Below are 19,448 nucleotides of genomic sequence, written 5' to 3'. Positions count from 1 at the left end.
GAAGACAGGCAGGTTACCACCAGATAAGGATCGATCAGATGAAACGACAGCTTTGGATATTATCCGCTTTGGCCTTGCTTTCGACGGCGCTGTGCGGCTGCGACGGCAAACCGGCCGCCGAGGCGCCGCCATCCCTACCCATGGCGGCCGCTGCGCCGGAGGTCCCGGCCGGCGTGATCGCAGCCTTCGGAGACAGCCTTACAGAGGGGCTCGGCGTTGATGAAGAGACGGCCTACCCTGCCCTCCTCGAAGCAAAGCTGCGGGCGTCGGGCCTCAACTATACCGTGATCAACGCCGGCATCAGCGGCGAAACCAGCAGCGGCGCCCTGTCGCGGGTCCGGTGGGTCCTGACCCTGAAACCGGATATCGTCATCCTGGAAACCGGCGCCAACGACGGCCTCAGGGGCGTCGACCCGGCCTTGACCCGGAAGAACATCCGCGAAATCGTCCGCATCCTCCAGGGGGAAGGAGTGGTGGTGGTCCTGGCCGGCATGGAGATGTTCCGGAACCTGGGGGCGGAATTCACCGGCGCCTTTCGGGAGATCTATCCGTCGGTGGCCGCAGACGAAAACGTCCTCCTCATTCCGTTTTTCCTCAAGGGCGTTGCGGGCGACCCGCGCCTCAACCTGCCCGACGGCATCCACCCCAATCCGGAGGGCTACCGGATCGTTGCGGAAACCGTATACCCGCATGTGATCGAGGCCATCGGCCGACTGAAGACGCACGGGTAAAGCCTGTCCGGAGGATCATAGATCAGGCGTGACGGGTGAACCAGGCTTACTGGAACCTGTCCGGAGGCGGTTCACCCGGCCGCTCCTAAAGGTTACCCGGCGATTTTCTCCAGCAATGACAGGATCTCTTGCGCTTTTTTCATCCCCTCCGTCCACTCCCGGGGAATGGCGTCCATCCCGAGGTGGGCGGCCAGGACCATGCCCGTCATGCTACCCCGGGCCGCGCTGTCGCCCCCGGCCATGACGGCCTGGATCAGCGCCTCCTTCAGGTCCGCTTCATATCTGGCGATCAGATGGACCACCCCCGGAAAGACCTGGGGCGTCTCGCACGCCTGGCCGAATTTGGCGACGGCCGAAACACTCTCTTCGTTGCGGGACTTGAGCCCCTCCTCCACCCACATGGCGACGGGGGTCATCTCAAAGGCCTCCGACGCAGCGATCTCCTCGATGGCCGCCGTCGGAGAGGCGCCGTTCAGCACCGCCGCGGTCACCCGGGCAAAAAAATCCGCCGTGTCCAGGGTGTTGGGATCGTCGTGGGTCATCCGGGCCTGGGCCCGGGCCGCTTCGGCCAGACCGTCGGGATCGCCACCGAGCAGGCCTACCAGGGGCGCCATCCGGGAGGCGCCGCCAAAATCGCCGGTATGGGATCCGGCCGTCTCCGCGGTCTTTCCTTTTTCATAATAGGCGAGGGTCTTCTTGGCGGCGCCGTCCATGTAGCCGTCATAGTGTTCAAAGAGCTTTCGCCACCGCCGGGAAAAATCCTCGAGGTCGAACCGCTTTTGCTCCGCAAGGGAGGTCAGGAGCACCAGCATCTGGTCCCCGTAATGGGTGAACTCCCCTTTCTCCTTGGTCGTATGGTAGGAATCCGGTCCGGGCTTTTCGAGGGCCGTCACCCGGCCGAAACGAGCGGCGATCTCGTCGGTGTCGTAGATCCAGTGGGCGCCCAGGGCGAGAGAATCCGCTGCAAATGAGGCCAAAACGGCTGCTTTCCTGTTGTCGATCATAATATTCTCCATCATCAATGTCGGTTGTGATTTGATATTCCCCAATCGAGGGCAAACACGGCCCGGGAACGGCTTTCCGCAGGCCATATGCCGGACGGCCCCGGCGGCAAAGGATTCGGTCATTCCGCGGTGGGGTGTTACCGAACCTCCGGAGGTTCCGGACGACCTGGCGAACGGCGTCACCCCGGGCCGCCATTTGAGATAAACCAATATATGGCTGTAATTGGAAATGACAAATTTTCCGGGGCATCGTGGATGGCGGCGGTTCTTGTCTGAACCGGAAGGGAATGCTTATCTTCACTGTCATTTAACCATGCATTCAATGCCCCGACCCAAAAGGAGCCCCCCATGCGCCTGACCGACCACATCCATATCTTCCCCTGGGAATCCGAGACCGTCAACAACTGCAACACCTATCTCATCGGCGGCGCCTCGCCGATCCTCATCGATCCCGGGCACCTCGCGCTGTTCGAGCATGTTCAGCGGGGGCTTCTGGACATGGGCCTCAGCGTGGGCGCAGTCGGGCTGGTCGTTTGCACCCACGGCCACCCCGACCATATCGAGGGGGCCATGGTGTTCCGGGAGTTGGGGGTTCCCATGGCACTCCACGAGGCGGAATGGCGCTTTCTGCCGGAATATCAGGAGATGTCGGAACTCCGCATGGATGCCGCAAAACCCGACCTTTTCATCGAGGAGGGGCCGTTCTCCTGGGGCGGGCACGCCTTTGAGGTCTTCCATACCCCGGGGCACACGCCCGGGTCCGTCTCGCTCTACTGGCCCCGGGAAAAGGCGCTTTTCACGGGAGACCTGGTGTTCAAGGAAGGCCTGGGCCGGACCGACCTGCCGGGCGGAGACGGCGGACTGCTGAAAGCCGGCATCCGGCGACTCGCGACCCTCGACGTCGAATGGCTCCTGCCCGGACATGGCGAGGTCATCTCGGGCGCGGACGCCGTGCGGAAGAATTTTGAGGAGATGGAATCTTTCTGGTTTGCCTACGTTTGAGCGCAGGTCTTGAGGATCGGGGCGGGAGGGCTCCCGCCCCGAAGCCCGTTATTTCACCAGTTTCGCGACGACAAACCCGCTGCGGGGTCTCTTGATGAGCAGTTGGATGGCCTCGCCCGTCTTGACCTTGCCCACCGCCTTCTGGAATTCGGAGATGGACGCCACCTGCTCCCGGTTGATCTCGATGACCAGATCCCCCTGGCGGATGCCGGCCTCCTCGGCCTTGCTGCCGGAGGACACGTCGGTGACGAGGATCCCCCTCTCGCCGGACTCGTATCCAAACCGCTTGGCCATCTCAGGGTCGATGTCTCTCAACTGAAGGCCCAGGTTTTCTTCATTTTTCTTTCCCGTGCCCGCACGCTGAACGTCCTCCGCCCGCTTGCCCAGCGTAACGTCGACCGTCCTCTCCTTCCCGTCCCGGATCAGGGTGATGGAGGTCTTCTTGCCCACGGGCAGGCCGGCGATCTGTCCGGACAGATCCCGGCTCGACTTGACCTCCTTGCCGTCAACGGCGATCACCACGTCGCCGACCTTTACGCCGCCCTTGTCCGCCGGATCGCCCTCGTAAACCTGGGAGATCAGGACACCGGTGTCCCGCTTGATGTTGTAGTAGCTCTTGAGTTCATCGGTCAGGTCCTGAATCCCGACCCCCAGCCATCCCCGGGTGACCTCCCCGCTTTTTTCCAGCTGGCCGATGATCCCGATGGCCATGTTGACCGGGATGGCAAAGCCGATCCCCTGGCCGCTGGCGATAATGGCCGTGTTGATGCCTACCACCCGGCCCTCCATGTCGAGAAGCGGCCCGCCGCTGTTTCCGGGGTTGATGGAGGCGTCGGTCTGGATGAAATCATCATAGGGGCCGGCGCCAATGACCCGGCCTTTTGCGCTGACGATTCCGGCGGTGACGGTCTGCTCGAGCCCGAAGGGGCTGCCGATGGCCACGACCCAGTCCCCCACCTGAAGCTGATCGGAGTTCCCGATTTCAAGCGGCACCAGATCCTTGCTGGGGGCGATGCGGATCAGGGCCAGATCGGTGTTGGCATCCCGGCCGATCACCTCGGCGTCGAACTCCTTTTCATTTGCGAGACGCACCTTGATCTGGTCCGCGCCGTCGATGACGTGGTTGTTGGTCACGATGAACCCCTCTTTGTCGATAATGAACCCGGACCCCAGGCTCTGCTGTTTGAAATCCGGGGCATTGTCATCTGGAAACTGCGGGAAGAAATCCTTGAAGGGGTTGTCCCGGTCCCCGAAGGGGTTGCCGTAAAAATGCCGGAAAACCCGCCCGCCGCCGCTGACGGTCTTGACCGTCCGGATATTCACCACGGCCGGCCGCACCTTCTGGGCCAGGCTGCTGATGTTCATGGGGACCATCTGAGCATCACCATTCGAGGCGGCGCCCGCGTCCGCGCGGAGGCCGGCCCCCAGAAAAAGCACGGCGGTCCAAAGGGCGATCGTTGCTGCATGTGGTCTGGCTGTTATCCATTTCATAATTGTTTCCTCCTGAATAGATGCGATGAGTTGACACTGAAAACGATGTTTGGAACTTACTATAGGACGATGAGTTGATCTCAACATGATGAAAAGATGATCACCTGGTCATGTTTCAGGAAAACGGTAATTCAAAAAAGAAGACGCTCCCTGCGCCCGGAACGCTCTCCACCACAACGGAGCCGCCGTGGACCGCGGCGATGGTCCTGACCAGGCTGAGCCCCAGGCCTGCCCCCGCCAGGGCCCGGCTGGGGTCGCACCGGTAGAACCGGTCGAAGATGTGGGGGAGATCCGACGCCTGGATGCCGGTCCCCGTGTCCTCGACCACGACCTCCAGGCGGCGCCCGTCCAGCCCCGAGACAAAGACATCCACGAAACCGCCCTCCGGGGTGTACTTGAGGGCGTTGTCCAGGAGATTGCCGACGGCCCTCTGGAGCAGACGGATGTCGCCCGTCACGGTGCAGTTTAGGGGGGCGCGGCAGGCCAGGGTGATGCCCTTGTCCTCGGCGACCGGCTCGAACAGCTCGCACGCCCCCCTGACCAGGGCGCCCATGTCCACGGCGGTCCGCTCGATGACGCCGGCGCCGGCCTCCGTCTTCGAGATCATCAGCATGGTGTTGATCATGTCGAGGAGGCTGTCACATTCCTCGATCACCCCCGCCGCCATCCCCTGGTAATGGTCGACGGCGTCGGGGCCCGCGCCGGCCGTGGTGAGCGTTACTTCGGCCAGGCCCCGTATCCGGGTGACGGGGCTTTTCAGGTCATGGGCGATGTTGTCGCTCATCTCCTTGATGCCCGCAACCAGGCTCTCGATACGGTCCAGCATCCCGTTGAAGGTGACGGCCAGGCGTTCGATCTCATCCCCCCATCTCTTCACGGGGACCCGGCGCCCCAGCTCCCCGCCGGTGATCTCCAGGGCGGTCCGGGTGACCTCTCCGACGCCCCCCAGGGCTTTTTGGGCCATGAACCACCCGATCAGGATCGCGGAGGCCCCCAGGGCCGTCATGGTCCCGACAAAGATCTTCCGGAACGCCTCGATGAAGCGGCCGGCATGCTCCATGGACTCCCCGAGCTGGACGATGACGCCCGGTCCGATCATCCGGTAGAGGATCCGCACCCGGTGCTTCCGGTCGGGGCTCGGGAGGGTGTCGAAGACATGGGCGCGCCCTTCCATCAGGTCCCGGATGGCGCTTCTCGCGACGCCGATGTCCTCCCAGTAAGACATGTTGGACGATGAAAACGCCGCACCGCCCAGGGAGAGGAGCCTGAAAAAGACCTTCCGCTCCCCGGCCGCCTGGGCCTCCAGGACCATCACGCGCCTGACGGCGTCCAGCCCCTTGGCCTTGAAGATGGATTCGAAGGTGCTTGCCTCGTTGAGGAGCTCCAGGTCCGAGCGCTCCTCCAGGAGACCGGTCACCATCAGGTAAAAGAGCAAAAAGGCCACGCCCGACACAAGCACGACGATGGACCCGTACCAGAGGGTCAGGCGAAGGGCCAGGGTGCGCGGCCATCTAATCCGTTTCCTGAAGTACATACCCGACGCCCCTCACCGTGTGGATCAGCTTCCGGTCGAATTCCTTGTCCACCTTGTCCCGCAGCCGGCAGATCCGGGCCTCCACCACATTGGTGCGGGGGTCGAAGTTATAGTCCCACACGTGCTCCATGATCATGGTCTTGGACACGACCCGGCCGGCGTTTCGCATCAGGTATTCCAAGAGGGAGAATTCCAGGGGCTGGAGTTCGATTTTCCGGCCGTCCCGAGCCACCCGCCGGGTCACGAGATCCAGGGAGAGGCCGCCGACGGCAAGGCGCATGGGCTCCGAAACCTCGCTCGACCGGCGGATCAGGGCCTGAACCCGCGCCAGGAGCTCCGAGAAGGAGAAGGGTTTCGTCAGGTAGTCGTCCGCCCCGATCTCGAGCCCCTTGATCCGGTCCTCGATCTCTCCCTTGGCGCTCAGGATGATCACCGGCGTTCTCACTTTTTTCCGGCGCAGGGTCTCGATGATCGAGAGGCCGTTCCTTCCGGGCAGCATCACATCGATGACCGCGGCGTCATAGGGCTCGGTGAGCCCGAGGTGCAGGCCGTTCTCGCCGTCTGCGGCGTGATCCGCCGCGTATCCGGCCGCCTTCAGGCCTTTGAGGATAAAGAATGCGATCTTTTGATCGTCTTCCACCAGGAGGATTCTCATGAACGTGTCCCATGGGATTGCGGTTGTCGTTTTCAGCGGCCGCCGTTGCGGTTCGACCGCTTTCTCAATCACCTAAAGTAACCCATGAGCGCGGAATGGGAAAGAGGGAAAATCCCGGCGCGGCCTCACGCCGAACAAAAAGCTTGAATCGGAGCATCAAAGTCTTTTAAGGTGTTCTGCGACACCGGGCGGAACATGGAAGGCCCGATTCATTGCCATCAACCAGGACGGAGGACGGAAAATGATAGAACCCGCAGCCGCATCCCTGCGCCGGAAGATCATCGAAATAGTGGATGCATTGAAAACAACCCGCAGGCCTTCCCGAAACGAACTCCTTTCCGCCGCGGAAAAAGTGCTGGCATGGAAACGGGAGAGCGGCGCGGAGAGCCTCTGGCCCCGTCCGCCCCTGATGGTGACGGCGACCCTGGACGACGCGTGGGGCCACGGCCTCGAGGTGATTCACCTCTATGGGGAGGTCGCAGGCCTTTCGATGATTCCCCTGGGTCTTCTTAAGCCGCCAAAAGAGGTCATCCGGGCCTGCGCAGCCCATCAGCCGGACATCCTCGGGCTCACGGTCCTCCAGTTCGACACGGAGGAGGCCCTGGTCGAGATCCGGAACAGCATCCCGAAAAAGACCCGGATCGTCGCCGGCGGCCCGCTCTTTGGCGCGGATCCGGACCTTGCCCGGCGCGCGGGCATCGACTTCGTCGCCAGGAATGCGGCCGCATTTATTGAATATCTTTTGAATTTTCAGCCGCCATGGCCCGATGCGGCAAATTGAGCCTTGACCGCCGGCGTGCCTTTGTGTATCAATTCATTTGATATTATTAAGAAATATTTTTTCGAAGACTTGCCCATCCCAGAGACCGTCGACCCGGAGAGCGGATCCGGCAGCGACATTCCCATCAAGGAGATCCAATGGAAAAAATAAACATCACCGAAAAGCTTCGAACATTCGATAAATACTGGCAGTCCAAGCTGATTGGCGAATTTAACAGCCGGCCCGTCAAGATCATCAAATTAAAGGGGGATTTCGACTGGCATCACCACAAGGAGGAGGACGAAATGCTCCTGGTCCTGAAAGGCCAGATGAGCATAGAATTTCAGGACGACGCCCTTGTGCTGGGAGAAGGCGATCTCTTCATCATCCCGTGCAATACCCCCCATAAGCTGGTGGCGGCCCAGGAGGCAAGCATCCTGATGATCGAACCCAAAGCCACCATGAACACCGAAAGCTACCATGCCCGAAAGGCCGTCAAGGTTGACGACCCGTCACGGCCGCGGCAGTCCTGAACCATCCGCGGATGGATGGGGGGTCCCTCGCGTCCCGGCCCCCTGGCGCTCCGAAGCGCACCACAATTTTTCGACTTACAGGCGGATATCCATGAGCATGAGACGTAACCGATCCCACTTCCTCTCCGTTATGTTGGGCCTGGCGTTCTGGGCCTCGGCGGGCCTGCTCCGGTGCCCGACGCTCTCGGCCGATGACCCCGGCGTCCGGATCGTCCGGACGTCGGAGGCGAAACTGCATGCTCAACCCGTCAAGATCGCGCCGGTGCTGGAAATGTTGAAGCCGGGGGCCGAACTCCTCGTGCTGTACCGAAAGGGCGAGTGGATTGCCGTCAGCTTGCCCGACCAGCGGCTGGGATGGGTGCATCAGAGCATTTTCACCGCGGAAAAATCAACCGCCGAAGCCGCAGCCGTTACCCCTGAAGCCTCATCACCCGGGGTTCCGGGAAGAACCGCGACCCTCAAGGCAGCCTCGGGGCGGGTTCGAAAGGCCCCCTCCCTGAATGCACCGCTCGCCTTCGGCCTGAACCGGGGCAGCCGGTTCACGGTGCTGGCCAAGCAGGGCGACTGGTACCATATCCAGGCCGAAAGCGGGCAGACCGGTTGGCTCTATCACACCCTCGCGGCGTTCACCTCGCCCCCCCCCCCGGCGGAAGCCGAAGCGCCCCCAGTTGACGAGGAACCGGACGGGGCGGCAGAGGGCACCCCCTCCCAAGCCGAAACCGCCGCAACCGAATCCGGGGCCGGCGAACCGGGCACACCCGCGCCTGCGCCGGACACCCCCCCATCCCAACCCGAAAGCGACGCAGCCGACACGGGAACGGCCGCAGCCAATCCGGCTGCAAGCAAGGGCGCTTCCGGCGAAGGCAACGGGCCTGCCGTCATCCTCAAGGCGAGATCGGGGCGGGTGAGAACCGGGCCGTCCAAGTCCTCGCCCACGGTCTTCGGCATCCCCCGGGGGACCCGGGCCGTCGTGACTGAAACCGAGGGGGCCTGGTATCGCATTCTCCTCTCGGACGGACGGACGGGGTGGGCCAGCAAAACAATGTTCGATATCGTGGACGACAAGGAGTTCCGAAAAGACGAGGCGACCCCGAAGGACGCTCCAGTCGCGGCGCGGCCTGAGGAATCGAAAACCCTCAAGAGGAAATCAGGCGAAAAGCCGGCGGCGGCTGAACAGCCGAAGACGGAAACCGCATCCGCACCCGCAGAGGCGCCTTCCGAAAAGGAGATCCGGGCCATCCGTTTCGAAACCACGCCGGAAGGCAACGAAAACATCATCTTTGAATTGAACGGGTTCCATCCGCCCAAAACCTATACCCTCGACGACCAGTCCGTGCCCATGGTCGTCTGCGAGTTCGCGGACACCCGCCTGTCACCCGGCATCGGCAGCGCCATTCCCGCAAACGGGATACTTGTCACGGGAATCTCGATCCGCGGGTCCGGCGGCGCGGGCTCGCCGGTTCTGGTTGAAGCCGCACTCGATCCGCGTTTCAAGTACAGCGTTGACCAGGTCTTCTTCAAGAAAACGAATCTCTATGTCATGACCTTCAAGAAATAGCCTGTCTCCTGAACCCTCGCCCTATGCGGACCGGGTCGGGTTCATATCCTGCCCGGATCATGGCAGCCCCACCTTCCAGTTCCACAGACCGGGCCGTTCCTTCAGACGGATATGATCCGGCACGGGCTCCTCGAGGGTGACAAAGAGGGTGTAGCCGGCCCGGGAAAGAACCTTTCTCTCCGCCTCCAGATTGATCCGCCAGTTGGGATAGATCCATGTGTTTTCGCCGTAGGACTGGATCCAGGCGGCTTCTCCCCTGGGGCTCATGATGGGATGCCCGGGCGATACGGATTCAGGGGCGACCCGGGAGACGGCGAGGGGCCAGTTGCCGGCGATCACGATCCCCAGGGGAAGCGGGCTCTGCCGGCCGAGGTCCGCGTAGTCCCCGGAGCCCAGTTCGGGGCTCGCGATGCACCCGGCGAACCCCAGGGATGCGGCCAGACGGATGGCCATGGGGTTGGCGATATTGCAGAACGGCCCGGCCCACAGGGTGGATGGCCGGCTATCGAAAAACGCCGTCTGCCACAGGGCGTTTAAAACGAACATCCGCCCGCCGTTCATTGTTGCCGCATCGATCCTCTGCCGCCAGAGTTCTTCCTCGTCCGGCCAGATCACGGGCGGAAGCCACCACCAGAGCGCGGAGAACAGCCGCTTGTCCGCCCTGTTCAGCGCATCGTCCGAAAGCCAGAGGCCGGACCCGCCCCGATGCGGCCCCCGCCGCGGCGATCGATCGACCCTGAGATCCAGGGGGGCCGCCGTCTTCAGGGGCGACCGGGGAAGATTCACCCGATAGGGCGGCAACGGCGTGACGGGGGCGACCTCCGTCAGCAAGGCTTCGAGCGCGTCGATCATCCCCTGGAGCTCTTTTTCCCTGCGGTCCGTGAGAAAAACCGGCGTGCCCCCGGCAAATTTCCCGCCGCCGCGCTGCCGGATGAAGAGGCGCCCCTTTTTCGGCACATACCTTCCCACCCGGATGACGGTATGCCAGGCTTCGTCTTCATAGCCGACGCGAAGCACGTCCCCCGATAACAGCGGCTCCCGGGAATCCACATAAGCCCCCTCGGGCGCGCCCTTGACCCTTCCGATCAGATACCCGGAGCCGGTCTGGATCTCCGGGTTGACGGGGTTCTGGGGGCGCTGGGACAGAAACCGGTAATGAGTCCCCGTCCGCCCGAGAGACCGGGCGAGGAGTTCGAGTGCGTCTTTCCGCTCCCTGGCGTCCCCCACATGGTCCCGCAGCTTCTGATAGGCCTTGACGGTATAGTAAACATAGTGGGGGCCCTTTTTGCGCCCCTCGATCTTCCAGACCGACACCTTTGGAATCGACAGAAGCACCTTGACAAGAACGTCGATGCTGAGGTCCTGGCAGGAAAAATACCTTCCGGCCCTTCCCTCCTGGGTGTAAAGTCGCCGGCAGGGCTGGACGCACCGGCCCCTCAGCCCGCTTTTCCCGCCCATGTAGCTGCTCCAGTAGCACCTCCCGGATACGGCGTAGCAGAGGGCGCCATGGACAAACACCTCCAGGTCCAGCCCATCCGGGCAGGCCCCGGCCATCTGCTTGATTTCGTCCACGCTCAATTCCCTCGGCAGAACGACCCGGCGGATCCCCATCTGCTGGGAACGCCGGATGACGTCGAGGGCCTTCGGGAAGGTGACGTTGGCCAGCGTGGAGAGGTGCAGTTCGCCTTTGAAGCCCGCTTCCCGCGCAATGGCGGCAACCGCCAGGTCCTGCAGGATGAGACCGTCCGGTTCAACCTGGCGGCTCAGGCAGTCGACCAGGGCGCCGCACTGATCCAATTCATCCGGCTTGATCAGGGTGTTGAGGGTGACGTAAACCCGCGTGCCCCGGTCGTGGGCGAGCCGGGTCAGGGCGGCCATCTCCTCCAGCGAGAAATTCTTGGCGGCCATCCGGGCGGAAAAATCCTTGAGACCGCAGTACACGGCATCGGCGCCGGCGGCAAGGGCCGCCAGAAACGCGTCCCGGTTGCCTGCCGGCGCCAGAATGGCGGGCGGGGTGCGGGGCATTTCATTGTCTATGTCATTGTCCATGTGTGCATCAAATCCTCTATGGGAGTCCTATCCCGCGTTCCCGGCCTCACTCCATCGAAACCCGTGGAAAAAATGTAAGATAATGTAAGATCAGGAATGTAGCGCCATATTCCATCGAAATCAAGCAGCTTGTCGCGCTTTCCAGGCAGAGCGGCAGGTTCGCCGGGGGGGCGAATCTGCCGCGAGGGGGGCTTCGGGCGATCCGCTCATGCAGCCGCCCGGGAGGAGGATTCCTTGTCGAGCTGGACCGTCACCGGTACGCCCTTGGTGATGCTGTCAAAGACGGGGGAGAAGGTCGGTCCCAGGTTCATCAGCGCTTCTATCTCCGCTTCCGGGACATCGGCGTCGATCTTGAAAACCATCCGGATCTGCTGAAAGCCTCTTCGCACATCTTCCCGGAGCCCCAGAAATCCATGAAGATCGATGTCTCCCTCCACCCGGGATTCGACGGCGTTCAGGGTAATGCCCTTGGCTGCCGCGTGATAGACGATGGAAGTGGTCACGCAGGCCGCCAGGGCGGTCAGGAGATATTCCACCGGATTGGGACCCCTGTCCTCTCCCAGGAGGACGGGCGGTTCATCCGCATCCAGCTCGAAATATTTTCCATGGGGATGATCCTGCTGGGTTCCATAGAAATCCTTAATGGTGGTGCGGTTATGGCCGCAATCCAGCCATTTGTTATTGGCACGAAATTTGAATTTTGCAATGACCGGCGCTTTCTTGACGGCATCGATCGTTCCGAAAAGTTCATTGACTCTGACGCCGTTGATGGTTTTTTGAGCATCCATATTGGGCCTCCTGTTAAGTGGCCTCCCGAGGGGGAGGCGGTGGGTCGGTATCCTGTTCACGGCCGGGGAACCCGGGGTTCTGGTCCGGACGCACCATGAGCCTAAGCAAAGGATGTGCCAAAAGGCGCCTTTTGATCTCTATTCAATATATTATCAGATTGTTATAAAATCAAATGGCGGATCGAAGATGTGACGAGATTTCGTATTTTATGATTTTTTCGGGAGTCGGGCGACGAGATATCGTAAGCCGGCGCCGAGCGGTGACGCGGCACGGAACATGCGCACGTGGGGAGGTGGATCGGCCGGTTATCCCGGACGCCGGATGCCGATGGCCTTCATGCGGGAACTCAAGGTGGTGGGCTTCATGCCCAGAAGAGCGGCGGCTCCGTTTTTGCCGGAAACCTGCCATCCGGTCGATTCCAGTGCCCGGATTAGGTTGCGGCGCTCAAACGCCTGCATTTCCGCCGCGGTATGAACCTTTCCGTCGTCGGATGTGGGCGTCGAAACAGCCTTCGTCCATGCATCGGAGGCCGCCTTCGGAAACCCCGGATCCAGATCAAGCCGGTCACCGGTAGCGATGATGACCGCCCGCTCGATCACGTTCTGGAGTTCCCTCACGTTTCCAGGCCAATCATAGGCCTGAAGTCGATCTAAAGTATCCGGCGCGAGGGGGCGGAGGACCCGATCCAGCTTTCTGGCAAATTTCTCCAGAAAATGGACCGCCAACAGCGGTATGTCGCCTCTCCGCTCCCGGAGGGCCGGCATCCGAATGGAGAAGACGTTGAGGCGATAATAGAGGTCGACCCGGAATTTTCCCTCGCCCATGAGTTTGTCCAGGTCGCGGTTGGTCGCTGCAATCACGCGGACGTCGACCCGGCGGGTCCGCGAACTCCCGACCGGTTCGAACTCGCCCTCCTGGAGGACGCGGAGCAGCTTGACCTGAAGCCCCGGCGGCATTTCACCGATCTCGTCCAAGAAGATCGTGCCGCCGTGCGCCAGGGCAAAACGCCCCTCCCGTTTTTTCGTTGCGCCGGTGTAGGCCCCCTCTTCATGGCCAAAAAATTCGCTTTCCATGAGGGCTTCGGGGATGGCCCCGCAATTGACCTTGATAAGGGGCTTCCCCCTGCGGCCGGAGGCGGCATGGACGGCCCTGGCGATGAGTTCCTTTCCTGTCCCCGATTCCCCTGAGATCAACACGGCGGCATCGGTGGGCGCCACCTGGTTGACGCTCCTGAGGACGCTGCACATGGGAGCACTCCGGCCGATGATCTCATCAAATTTCGTGAGGTCCCGGATCTCCTCCTTCAGGTATTCCGCTTCAGAGCTGAGCCAGTGGATTTTCCGCTCCGCCTCGCGCCGATCGTTGACATCCCTCATGATCAGGGTGAAGAGCGTTTCCCGTTTCATCTCCGCCCGCGAGAGGGTGGCTTCCGCAGGGAATTCCCTCCCCTCGGCGGATCGGCCCTGAAACCCATCGGTGATCCAGAGATATTGCCGGCCCGGCGGCCGCGACAGGAGTTCACCCACCAGGCGCTCCAGTTTCCGATAACTTCCCGGCGTGAGATACGGCTGGAGGGATTTTCCCGCCATGGCCTCGCTGCTGCATTGAAACATTTTCTCCGCAGCCCGGTTCATGATGAGCACGCGAAGATGACGGTCCAGTTCGATGATGGCGTCCATGGCGCTGTCCAGCAGATGGGTCAGCTTCCGCTCCCGCTCCCGGATCCGCTCTTCCGCCCGAAGCCTGAGCAACTCCGCCGCGGCTCGGGCGGCAAAGATGCGAAACACGGACAGTTTTTTAGGGTCTTCGGGCATCGGTCGGTTATCCAGAACCGCCAGATGGCCGAGGATCCGGTTCTCCAGGTCAAGAAGAGGGACGCCCATGTAGCTGACGGCGCCGATGCCCGGCAGATCAGGGTCGTTGGGAAACAACTCGACGACCCTGTCCGGAACGTGGAAATAGGCTTTCGATGCCATGACCGGTTCACAGGGGGTCCCGGCAATATCGTATTCGTAATCCGGAACAAAACCATTTCCCAGCCAGAAGGCCATCGCCTTGAGCCGGCCTTCCGCCTCGAGGTATTCCGTCACCCATGCGCCGTGGGTGTGGAGTGCGCGGCAGAGATGCCTCACCAGGGCCTTGAAGAATTCCCGGCCCGTCTCCTTCGCCGTGCCTTCAAAGACGGCCTCCAGAAGATGATTTTCCGGTATGGTGAAACGATCTTTTTCCATTAAATTCGAGCCAGTATATTTCCAATGATGAGAAGAACCTGTGCAAAAAGGATAGTCATTGATCGGCATGAATCAATGCGATTTCCAGGCGACAGGTTGAGAGAAGAGCGCCCTGGATTGACTTTCCTGTTTCCAGAAGCATTTTTTTGAATGTCGAACATACCGTGTTCGCCCCTGCTGCTCGACCGCCGCGATAACCCCTCTGGACGTCGGCCCTCACGCCGGACGATGCTGTTGATTCCCCTGACGGAGGATGCCCAAACTGAAGGAGAACTGACCGATGGCATTCCACAACAAAGCGGCCATTCCTGAAGCCGACGAGGATAAGGCGCTCCACCGCATCCTGGAGGGAACGGCCAGGGTAACGGGGGAGCTGTTTTTTGCAGCGCTTGTGGAAAATCTGACCCGGGCACTGGATACTGCCATCGCCTGGGTGACCGAATACCTGGAACCCACCCGGCAGCTTCGATCCCTGGCCGTCTGGGCGGATGACCGACTCTTGCCCAATTTTCTCATGGATATCGAAGGGACCCCCTGCGAGGCCGTGATCCGACATATCGATCTCGTCCACTACCCCGATAACATCCTCGAGTTTCCTCATGACACGCCCCTCGCTCAGTTTCGGGCCGTCAGCTACATGGGAATGCCCCTTCTGGGGACCGATCAACGTGTCCTGGGCAACCTGGCGGTCCTGGATACCCGGCCCATGCCGCGAAAACCGCGATATCTCACCATACTTCACATCTTTGCCGCCCGTGCATCGGCGGAACTGCAGCGCCTCAACGCCGAGAAGGATGTCCAGAAACGCGAGGAAAAATATCGCCGCATTGTCGAAACCGCCGGGGAAGGCTTCCTGCTCCTGGATAGAAACGGAATCATTACGGATGTCAACCAGACGTTCTGCGGGATGGTCGGCGCGGCGCGGGAAAAGATCATCGGCGGGACACCGCCCGATTTTTCAACAATCGCGCCCGACGCGTTCTTTCTCAGGGGGCCCGCCCGCCTCAGTCCGAAGGATCAAGACTTCAGCGACCATTACACCTTCGAGTGCAGCGTGAGGCCCGTAAAGGGAGATGAAATTCCCGTCCTCGTCCACGGCAATATCCTGCGGGATGATCACGGAAGCATCATCGGAAAGATGGCCTTTGTGACGGATATGACCTCCCACAAGAAATCGCTCGCGCTGGCGGCGGAAGTGCAGCGGAGCCTGCTGCCCGGCAGGTCTTTCAGCATCAAGGGATTTGACATCGATTGGAAAACCGTGAGCTGTGACGAGGTCGGCGGAGATTATATCGACACCTTCGACGGTGGGGACTGCGGATCCAAAAGCTTCAGCATCACCGTCGGGGATGTCATGGGGCACGGCGTCGACGCGGCCCTCATGATGATGACGGCAAGGGCGTTTTTGCGGATTCACGCGACAAAGTGCCAGGACATATCCCGCCTGATCACCGAAATGAATCGGTCCTTCACACGGGATGCGCGACAGACCAGCCGGTTCATGACCCTGTTTCATCTCGCTATCGATCCGACGCTTCGCTGCCTTCGATGGGTCAGGGCCGGCCACGAGCCGGCTGTCGTCTTCCATCCTTTCGAAAACCGGTTCGAAGAACTGAAAGGTCCGGGAATGGCCCTCGGTCTGGATGAAAATTACATCTACCAGGAATCTCTCCTGACAGACCTCAGGGCCGGCCAGATCATTGCCGTAGGGACCGACGGCATCTGGGAGACCCGCAATACCGCGGGGGAGATGTACGGAAAGGAACGATTCTGTCAGGTGATCCGGAGGTATTCACACCTGAGGGCCGAAGGCATCATCAAGGCGGTCTTTGCCGATGTGAACAGCTACATGGCGGGACGGAAACGGGACGACGACATCACGCTGGTGGTGATCAAGGTGGATGCGTTTCCCGAAGCGGACATGGATTTTCAGATATAATGGGTTGCACGCCGGAGGGCAGGACGCAGTTTGCCGGTGCCGTGCGCTTATTCCGCTTGTGAATGCATTTCCGTGTGTTATATTCATATAGTTCGATAACCGATTTCAAACCATATCAGATGGGCGTTACTTGCAATGACATACGGTAAAGGGAGCACCTATGAAACTGGCAGTAAGCGGTAAAGGCGGCGTTGGCAAAACCTCATTCTCATCTCTGTTGATTCGATCGCTCAATGCTTCCGGACGGCATGTTCTGGCCATCGATGCGGACCCGGATGCCAACCTGGCCATGGCGGTCGGCATCCAGGGGGCGGAAAGCATCGTCCCGATCTCGGAAATGAAGGAGTTGATCTTTGAACGAACGGAAGCCCAGCCCGGAAGCATCGGCGGCTACTTCAAGCTGAACCCCAAGGTCGACGATCTGCCGGAGAAGCTGTCCGCCCGATTTGAAAACATCAAGCTCATGCGCCTGGGCGGGGTTAAAAAAGGCGGTGCCGGCTGCATCTGCCCGGAAAGCACGCTCCTGAGGGCTCTCGTGACCCACGTGGTCCTGGCCCGAAACGAGGTTGTCATCATGGACATGGAAGCCGGCATCGAACATCTCGGCCGAGGCACGGCCCGGGCGGTGGACAAGCTGCTGGTGGTGGTGGAGCCGGGCCGCAGAAGCATCGATACCGCCGAGCACATCCGCCATCTGGCTTCCGAAATCGGTCTGACCCGGATCATGATCGTCGGCAACAAGATCCGCGGCCACCATGACGAGGAATTCCTCAAACGCCATCTGAGTGACTTTGATTTTCTGGGCTTTATCCCCTATGATGAGAAGCTGATCGAAGCGGATCTGGCGGGCATTTCACCCTTCGATACCCACGGGCCGGCCGTGGCGGCCGTCGAAGCCATGATGGGCGGCATTGAAAAATGAGTAACGACACAGGGGACCGCCCGCAAAAACGACGCTACCACCGAAAACCCAGTCTGATCCGGATTTCTCCAGGTGCTGACCCCAGGCTCAAACGGGAATTCTCAAAGATCGGCGTCCCGGAAAAGAAACCCTTTGTGCCGGATCCCTTTCAGACGGAAGCCGTCGCCGCCATTGAAAAGGGCGACTGTCTCGTCACCGCGCCGACGGGTTCCGGAAAAACCTGGATTGCCGAGCAGGCCATCCGGAAAATACGCAAGGCCGGCGGACGCACCTGGTATGCCTCGCCGCTGAAGGCGCTTTCCAATTCCATCTTCGTGGTATTCTGCGAGATTTTCGGCCCCGAGAATGTGGGGGTCCTGACGGGCGACCGGAAGGAGAACCCCGATGCCGACATCGTCGTCGGGACCACCGAAATCCTCAGAAACCAGCTCTATGATGCCATGCATCGCGGTGAAGACATCCGCACGGATTTCGTGATCCTCGACGAGGCTCACTTTCTGGGTGATGAAGAGCGTGGCGTCGTCTGGGAGGAGGTCATGATCTATCTCCCGGTCCGGATCCCCCTGTTGCTCCTGTCGGCAACCATCGGAAATGCAGCGCAGATTGCGGGATGGCTTGCCTCGATCCGGTCCAAAACATGCACGGTCATCGAAGAAAAAAAGCGGCCGGTGCCCCTCGTGCCGCTCTTTTTCCATCCTTCGGGAAAGCTTCTCCCCCTGATCGCCACCTACGACGGAAAAAAACGTCTTTTCGAGAAGGTTCGCGATTTCATCACCGAAAAACGGCAGCCCTCTCTCGCCAGACCCGGGCAGCTTCCCCCCTTCGGGGACATCCTTCAGGTCCTTAGAAAATACCGGCTGCTGCCTGCGATCTTCTTCCTAAAATCGAGGGCCGACTGCGACAATGCCTTGGATTTATGCCAGCAAAACATGATTCCGGATGGCGATCGGAAAGCGGCGATCTCCCGCTTGATCTTCGAATTATCCGAACAGGTGCCCCACATCCTTAAACACACCCAGATCAGGCATCTCGAAAATCATGCCGTCGGCGCACACCACAGCGGCCAGCTTCCGGCCTGGAAATTTCTCATCGAACAACTCATGACCCAGGGCCTTCTCGATGCCGTCTTCGCAACCTCGACGGTTGCGGCCGGCGTCAACTTTCCGGCCCGGACCATCGTATTTCTGAACTCGGACAAGTTTAACGGCGTTGAGTTCCTGCCGCTCACATCGACCGAATTTCATCAGATGACGGGAAGGGCCGGCCGCCGCGGCATGGACCACATCGGTTTCGCCATGATTCTCCCCGGAAGATACATGGATGCGCGCCTGATTGCCAAACTCATGACGGCACCGCCGGGCGACGTTTACAGCCAGATCAAGATCAATTTTTCCATGACCCTCAATTTACTCCTCTCCCATACGCCGGGCCAGATCGAACTCCTGCTGGAAAAGTCTTTTGCCGCTTTTCTCCTTGAAAACGATAAGGCATATCGCTTATCCTTGAAAACCGGAAAAGGAGCGGATCTTGATCTTGCCAACAAGGAGCGGCTCAAAAACGAATTCCTGAGCCACCTCGATTTCCTGAAGGAAAGCGAGTACGTATCTGACGAAGGCGCCCTGACCGAAGACGGGATGTGGGCATCCCAGCTTCGCGTGGATCACCCGTTGTCCATCGCTGAAGGCTTCCGACGCGGCGTCTTCCCTGAAAATTCCCCGCCGATGCTGGCTGGGCTGATGGCGGCGTTTGTAAATGAGCGGGAAAGCGACGATCACCTGCTGAAAGACACCGTTCCCAATCCGCTCAAGCGCGCCTATCAGAATGTGATCAAAGGGTTGGGGCCATTCCTGAAGCGCATGGCACAGGCGGGGTTCGACACCCGCCAGCTCTACCTGCGCCCCTGCCTCGCAGTGTATCTGTGGTCGGGCGGCCTTCACACTTGGGAGCATGTGGTTCGGATTTCCGAGCTGGCCGAAGGCGACATGGCGGTGCTGATTCTGAGAACGGCGGACAATCTCCGGCATGTCGTGGGTCTTGGTAAGGTGTTTCCGAAAGCTGCGGCAAACGCTTCTAAAGCCATCGAATCCATTTTGAGAGATCCGGTGGTGACCTTTTTTTAGCGTCTGGTCCGGCGTCGATATGTCATCATAAAAAAAGCCCGTTTCGGTGAGAAACGGGCTTTTTTTTGAGTGATAACGGCGGCGTCCTACTCTCCCACACAGCTTCCCGTGCAGTACCATCAGCGCTAAA

15 protein-coding genes are annotated in these 19,448 nt (G+C 60.6%); 8 read left to right on the top strand and 7 right to left on the bottom strand.

The annotated features are described in order from the left end of the window. The first annotated feature begins 38 nt into the window (after window positions 1-38). Window positions 39-731, top strand: a complete 693-nt coding sequence (locus ACEW8N_RS07940) for an arylesterase (RefSeq protein WP_373499269.1) — start codon at window positions 39-41, stop codon at window positions 729-731. 92 nt (window positions 732-823) lie between these two features. Here ACEW8N_RS07940 and ACEW8N_RS07935 read toward each other — a convergent pair whose 3' ends face one another. After that, window positions 824-1,735: an ADP-ribosylglycohydrolase family protein gene (locus tag ACEW8N_RS07935; RefSeq protein ID WP_373499268.1), complete on the bottom strand. Its 912-nt coding sequence runs from the start codon at window positions 1,733-1,735 to the stop codon at window positions 824-826. Window positions 1,736-2,083: 348 nt separating this feature from the next. Here ACEW8N_RS07935 and ACEW8N_RS07930 point away from each other — a divergent pair, with 348 nt between their 5' ends. Then, a complete protein-coding gene (locus tag ACEW8N_RS07930) occupies window positions 2,084-2,737 on the top strand; it encodes an MBL fold metallo-hydrolase (protein WP_373499267.1) in 654 nt (217 codons plus the stop codon). Between the two features lie 48 nt (window positions 2,738-2,785). Here the strand turns inward: ACEW8N_RS07930 and ACEW8N_RS07925 are convergent, their stop codons facing one another. The 3 genes from ACEW8N_RS07925 to ACEW8N_RS07915 all read right to left on the bottom strand — a co-directional run bounded on the left by ACEW8N_RS07925 (window position 2,786) and on the right by ACEW8N_RS07915 (window position 6,417). Further along, window positions 2,786-4,228 carry a Do family serine endopeptidase gene (locus ACEW8N_RS07925; protein WP_373499266.1) on the bottom strand — a complete coding sequence of 481 codons (1,443 nt, stop codon included), beginning with the start codon at window positions 4,226-4,228 and terminating at the stop codon, window positions 2,786-2,788. A gap of 115 nt (window positions 4,229-4,343) precedes the next feature. Then, on the bottom strand, window positions 4,344-5,762 hold the full coding sequence (locus tag ACEW8N_RS07920) for an ATP-binding protein (protein WP_373499265.1): 1,419 nt from the start codon (window positions 5,760-5,762) through the stop codon (window positions 4,344-4,346). Further along, complete coding sequence (locus ACEW8N_RS07915) at window positions 5,740-6,417, bottom strand: winged helix-turn-helix domain-containing protein (RefSeq protein WP_373499264.1); 678 nt, start codon at window positions 6,415-6,417, stop codon at window positions 5,740-5,742. Before ACEW8N_RS07915 ends, ACEW8N_RS07920 begins: the two co-directional genes overlap by 23 nt. Before the next feature lie 241 nt (window positions 6,418-6,658). Between ACEW8N_RS07915 and ACEW8N_RS07910 the strand changes: the two genes are divergently transcribed. From ACEW8N_RS07910 to ACEW8N_RS07900, 3 genes are all read left to right on the top strand, one after another. Beyond that, window positions 6,659-7,198, top strand: a complete 540-nt coding sequence (locus ACEW8N_RS07910) for a cobalamin-dependent protein (RefSeq protein ID WP_373499263.1) — start codon at window positions 6,659-6,661, stop codon at window positions 7,196-7,198. A gap of 137 nt (window positions 7,199-7,335) precedes the next feature. After that, window positions 7,336-7,710, top strand: a complete 375-nt coding sequence (locus ACEW8N_RS07905; protein WP_373499262.1) for a cupin domain-containing protein — start codon at window positions 7,336-7,338, stop codon at window positions 7,708-7,710. Between the two features lie 97 nt (window positions 7,711-7,807). Beyond that, window positions 7,808-9,268, top strand: a complete 1,461-nt coding sequence (locus ACEW8N_RS07900) for an SH3 domain-containing protein (RefSeq protein WP_373499261.1) — start codon at window positions 7,808-7,810, stop codon at window positions 9,266-9,268. A 57-nt stretch (window positions 9,269-9,325) separates the two neighbouring features. On the opposite strand, the gene ACEW8N_RS07895 is transcribed toward ACEW8N_RS07900, so the two are convergent. From ACEW8N_RS07895 to ACEW8N_RS07885, 3 genes are all read right to left on the bottom strand, one after another. Next, window positions 9,326-11,317, bottom strand: coding sequence for a peptidase U32 family protein (locus ACEW8N_RS07895; RefSeq protein WP_373499260.1), 1,992 nt, complete (start codon window positions 11,315-11,317; stop codon window positions 9,326-9,328). Window positions 11,318-11,523: 206 nt separating this feature from the next. After that, on the bottom strand, window positions 11,524-12,105 hold the full coding sequence (locus ACEW8N_RS07890) for an OsmC family protein (protein WP_373499259.1): 582 nt from the start codon (window positions 12,103-12,105) through the stop codon (window positions 11,524-11,526). Between the two features lie 306 nt (window positions 12,106-12,411). Continuing rightward, window positions 12,412-14,337, bottom strand: a complete 1,926-nt coding sequence (locus ACEW8N_RS07885) for a sigma 54-interacting transcriptional regulator (RefSeq protein WP_373499258.1) — start codon at window positions 14,335-14,337, stop codon at window positions 12,412-12,414. 280 nt (window positions 14,338-14,617) lie between these two features. Here ACEW8N_RS07885 and ACEW8N_RS07880 point away from each other — a divergent pair, with 280 nt between their 5' ends. From ACEW8N_RS07880 to ACEW8N_RS07870, 3 genes are all read left to right on the top strand, one after another. Next, window positions 14,618-16,276: a PP2C family protein-serine/threonine phosphatase gene (locus ACEW8N_RS07880; protein ID WP_373499257.1), complete on the top strand. Its 1,659-nt coding sequence runs from the start codon at window positions 14,618-14,620 to the stop codon at window positions 16,274-16,276. Between the two features lie 160 nt (window positions 16,277-16,436). Continuing rightward, window positions 16,437-17,198 carry an AAA family ATPase gene (locus ACEW8N_RS07875; protein WP_373499256.1) on the top strand — a complete coding sequence of 254 codons (762 nt, stop codon included), beginning with the start codon at window positions 16,437-16,439 and terminating at the stop codon, window positions 17,196-17,198. Next, window positions 17,195-19,318 carry a DEAD/DEAH box helicase gene (locus tag ACEW8N_RS07870; RefSeq protein WP_373499255.1) on the top strand — a complete coding sequence of 708 codons (2,124 nt, stop codon included), beginning with the start codon at window positions 17,195-17,197 and terminating at the stop codon, window positions 19,316-19,318. The genes ACEW8N_RS07875 and ACEW8N_RS07870 overlap by 4 nt, the downstream gene beginning before the upstream one ends. Window positions 19,319-19,448 lie beyond the last annotated feature (130 nt).

Origin of the sequence: Desulfococcus sp., from assembly GCF_041737845.1 — a bacterium.
Lineage (GTDB): Bacteria > Desulfobacterota > Desulfobacteria > Desulfobacterales > Desulfococcaceae > Desulfococcus.
The sequence above is the reverse complement of the archived record's forward strand: the minus strand, read 5'-3'. Positions and strand labels throughout refer to the sequence as shown.

Excerpts from the sequence above, each read along its gene's own strand:
- ACEW8N_RS07940 (WP_373499269.1), top strand. The coding sequence starts at position 39 with ATGAAACGACAGCTTTGGATATTATCCGCTTTGGCCTTGCTTTCGACG.
- ACEW8N_RS07935 (WP_373499268.1), bottom strand. The coding sequence starts at position 1,735 with ATGATCGACAACAGGAAAGCAGCCGTTTTGGCCTCATTTGCAGCGGAT.
- ACEW8N_RS07930 (WP_373499267.1), top strand. The coding sequence starts at position 2,084 with ATGCGCCTGACCGACCACATCCATATCTTCCCCTGGGAATCCGAGACC.
- ACEW8N_RS07925 (WP_373499266.1), bottom strand. The coding sequence starts at position 4,228 with ATGAAATGGATAACAGCCAGACCACATGCAGCAACGATCGCCCTTTGG.
- ACEW8N_RS07920 (WP_373499265.1), bottom strand. The coding sequence starts at position 5,762 with ATGTACTTCAGGAAACGGATTAGATGGCCGCGCACCCTGGCCCTTCGC.
- ACEW8N_RS07915 (WP_373499264.1), bottom strand. The coding sequence starts at position 6,417 with ATGAGAATCCTCCTGGTGGAAGACGATCAAAAGATCGCATTCTTTATC.
- ACEW8N_RS07910 (WP_373499263.1), top strand. The coding sequence starts at position 6,659 with ATGATAGAACCCGCAGCCGCATCCCTGCGCCGGAAGATCATCGAAATA.
- ACEW8N_RS07905 (WP_373499262.1), top strand. The coding sequence starts at position 7,336 with ATGGAAAAAATAAACATCACCGAAAAGCTTCGAACATTCGATAAATAC.
- ACEW8N_RS07900 (WP_373499261.1), top strand. The coding sequence starts at position 7,808 with ATGAGACGTAACCGATCCCACTTCCTCTCCGTTATGTTGGGCCTGGCG.
- ACEW8N_RS07895 (WP_373499260.1), bottom strand. The coding sequence starts at position 11,317 with ATGGACAATGACATAGACAATGAAATGCCCCGCACCCCGCCCGCCATT.
- ACEW8N_RS07890 (WP_373499259.1), bottom strand. The coding sequence starts at position 12,105 with ATGGATGCTCAAAAAACCATCAACGGCGTCAGAGTCAATGAACTTTTC.
- ACEW8N_RS07885 (WP_373499258.1), bottom strand. The coding sequence starts at position 14,337 with ATGGAAAAAGATCGTTTCACCATACCGGAAAATCATCTTCTGGAGGCC.
- ACEW8N_RS07880 (WP_373499257.1), top strand. The coding sequence starts at position 14,618 with ATGGCATTCCACAACAAAGCGGCCATTCCTGAAGCCGACGAGGATAAG.
- ACEW8N_RS07875 (WP_373499256.1), top strand. The coding sequence starts at position 16,437 with ATGAAACTGGCAGTAAGCGGTAAAGGCGGCGTTGGCAAAACCTCATTC.
- ACEW8N_RS07870 (WP_373499255.1), top strand. The coding sequence starts at position 17,195 with ATGAGTAACGACACAGGGGACCGCCCGCAAAAACGACGCTACCACCGA.